We start from the raw sequence: 3,206 nt of genomic DNA, 5'->3' as shown, positions 1-3,206 counted from the left end.
ATTATACTAAAAACCCCCTATTCTATCTATTGAAATCATAGGTAGAATAGGGGTTTTTCAGCAGTCTCGATAATGGCTGTCTTTTCTTTTATGGTAATTCTATTTTGTTTAGATACTTCGATTTTAATACATAGTCGACTTCTTTTAAGTTACTTCTAGCAAAATCCACGACTTCTTGGGCTTTAACGGGGTTTCCTTCTTCGTCAACCACTTTAGTGGACCCTTTTATCGGTCGTGTTTTGAAATGCTTCGCAAATCTGTACTCCTCATCATTACTCCATAAATAAGGAACAGGAAGAAAACCTGCGGCAAATATTTTATAGAAACCCTCTGGTGTATAAGGATTATCGATATGGGTTTCAATGCCTTTGATAATCGTTCGAGCGGATTGAAGCACTTCTTCTGTTCGCGCTTTGACTTCTGGGTTTTGACTCATATCTTCAATGTCGCCATTTTTTCTCAATTTTCTGTATTCTTTTATGGCCTGCTGGGTGATTTGAACACTTTCATTGATGATGTCCGGTGTCGCCAGATGAGAGGCCTCTGAGTAGCTGACCACATGAACGATAGGCGGACTCATTTCATTATGCGGATCAATGTCATCCATCAAGGCACTTACAGCAGCCAGTTGAATTTTAGCTTCATCTAAATCTGACTTAAAGTAATCCAAGCCGGCTCTCGGCTGGAGGATCACTTCATAATTATCATCTTCTAATTCATTGACTAAAGTGAGTAATGCGCGTGATTTCGCTAAGTCCGCAATTCCCCACGTTGCTCTAGGTGTATTGAGCATATTTTGTAGGATATGCGTTTTGATTCCCAACTTTTTGGCTAATTTAGCTGCCAAATAAGCTGAGACAACATAAGTCACATCGTCTCCCCCTCTAAAGGCAAAATGGTGAGCGACGTTCGCTTCAAAGGGTTTGCCTGTAGTTGCAATGTACTTTATGGTTTCAAAATGCTGCTTTAAACTCTCGTATAAAGAGTAAGGCCCGCGTTCGTCTAATTTATTGAACCACCATAAAGACAGAGCATGCCAGCTGATATTAATTGTGTCTTCATGAATAGCCGCTAATTCAGGAATGTTCTTAGTCCCGGCGTAAGTTCTCAGCAATAATGGCCTGGATACGTCGTAAATCATGCGGTATTCCTCAGGTGAATTAATGGGAACTCCTCCGCCATTAACACGGTCTTCCCAGTTTTCACCAAAACTCGATTGAGTCAACTGGCTGGTACCAATGGAGATAATATCTAAACAGCCCGTTTCTGCTAAATACTTTGTCCAGTTCGCAAAGGCTTTAACGGACTCTTCCCTACTCTCGTTTGATAAGAATGGACCGACATGCGCACGCATAAGAGGTGAAAACTCTTGGCCTTCAGGGGTATTTTGGAGTCGTTTAACGACCGTGTCTTCTCTTGTTCCGTATTCGGGATAATCCGATCGGTCCAAGGGTTTGAACTGGTCATAGTTGCTTTTATTAATGACGTCTTCTCCAAAAGCCATACGGAAGTCATCGTAGGCGCTCCCTTCTACTAAATAATGCGGGATGCGCTCTTTAGGAACTTCTAATTTCGATAAAGTCTCTGAAATGGATTCGCCGCCTTTGAAGGTTTTAACGAGACCGCGGTGTTCTTTCTCAATTAAATCGCAGGCTTTTGGAAGGCCACCATATAAAATGGTTCCAATCGGCCCACCCTGATAAGCCAATAATTGATTGTCTCTCAATGTTTTTATTAAATGGCCCACAATCGAGACCGCAATATCTTCGTCCAAGCGGTATGAAATGCCTATATGAGTAATGCGATGGGCATTTATCCATTTAACTAGTTCTTTTTGGTTACTTTCAAAACGAATGTCATTGACAGTATTTTCTATGTGTTCGTCTCCTACTATGACCTCATAGCCACAATCCTTTAATAACTCAGCAATCGAGTTCACGCCTAAAGTGTGGACATCTGAATAAGGTTTAATAAAGGCAAATCGCTCTTTTTTAATCTGACTCACTAAACTTCACTCCTATAGGTTGATTTTTCAAACGTACCAATACTTTCTTTCAAAAAGCTGGAAAGATTTCTACCTGACTCTCTAAAATCTGTTTCTAATAAGGCGGAAGCCAGGTCAATAATAAGACGGGTGTGAGACACGTCCACACCAAAATAAATGCCCGCAGATTCAATAGGCACTAACCCATTCGGCACATCTTCTGTAATATACCGGTGATTTAATGTACTGGGGGCTTCGATAGTCTTATAGGCTTCTGTGTGTTGAATACTCTCATAAAGGGAGTCCCCTTCTACTCTATAGACTCTCTTCAACCAGTCTTTCACACTCTCAACTTCATAGCCTAATTTCTTTGATACTTCTATACGTTCCTGATCCAGTTTTTCAAGAAACTTGGCAATAGACGGGGTTATCCCTTCTCTATAGTACTTGTAAGAGAACTGACTGTTTTCAGTCCAACCTGTATTGAGCAGTAAAGGGGCACAGTGGACAATCATACCCACACTGCCGATAGATGTTTCAATAACTGATTCGGCAGGGACAAGGTGCTCCTGGAGATGGGTCGGCAATTGCTCATATACCCGCTCGTTATTCTTACTATCCAAAGCAGAAAAGAGGACATCGTATTTAATAGTAATGATATCTACATGGGTTGGACTAAGTTTTCGACACGTATAGATAGCTGTCTGAGTTTCGATAATCATCTGTTCGTGTGTCTGGTTGTGTCGATTGTAATAAACCTGGAACTCAAGTGCGCCAAATGCTCTTCCTGGACATAACATAATGGTTGTTTCTTTTTTTATGTGTTTGGCAATTTGTTCAGCTAGAGATTTGTGTGCATAGGAAGGAGTCGTAATAATAATCAAGTCTGGATCTTCAAGGGCTGCTTCCCAATCTGTCGTTACCTTCTCGAGCTCGAATGTTCCTTCAACGGCGCCTTCTGTATGGATGATAGGAGAATCGATTAAAGGGAAAATAGTCTCTTCCAATCTATTCCAAAGAGTCACACGGTGTCCTTGTTCCACAGAATGAGCAGCCATGGCTAATCCTGTGTTTCCGGCTCCAATGATCGTAATATTCATGACTAAACCTCCTACTAAAAAAACGTATTTACAAATTTTTTACTGTTTTTACTCTGTTTATCTACTTTAAACGTTGTTATTACAACAAATAATACAAAAAGACACCTCTCCCTCCCCTTTTT

At 40.8% G+C, this 3,206-nt stretch carries 2 protein-coding genes; both read right to left on the bottom strand.

What is annotated here, in order from left to right:
* Positions 1 to 88 precede the first annotated feature (88 nt).
* Entirely contained in the window at positions 89 to 2,005 is a 1,917-nt protein-coding gene (locus ABDZ53_RS09960) for a hypothetical protein (protein ID WP_343756103.1), read from the bottom strand.
* The gene (locus ABDZ53_RS09955) at positions 2,005 to 3,084 is read right to left on the bottom strand and encodes an NAD/NADP octopine/nopaline dehydrogenase family protein (RefSeq protein ID WP_343756101.1); all 1,080 of its coding nucleotides are present in this window, start codon (positions 3,082 to 3,084) and stop codon (positions 2,005 to 2,007) included. The genes ABDZ53_RS09960 and ABDZ53_RS09955 overlap by 1 nt, the downstream gene beginning before the upstream one ends.
* Positions 3,085 to 3,206 lie beyond the last annotated feature (122 nt).

This window comes from Alkalibacterium iburiense, assembly GCF_039521845.1.
In the GTDB taxonomy this organism is placed as follows: domain Bacteria; phylum Bacillota; class Bacilli; order Lactobacillales; family Carnobacteriaceae_A; genus Alkalibacterium; species Alkalibacterium iburiense.
The sequence above is the reverse complement of the archived record's forward strand: the minus strand, read 5'-3'. Positions and strand labels throughout refer to the sequence as shown.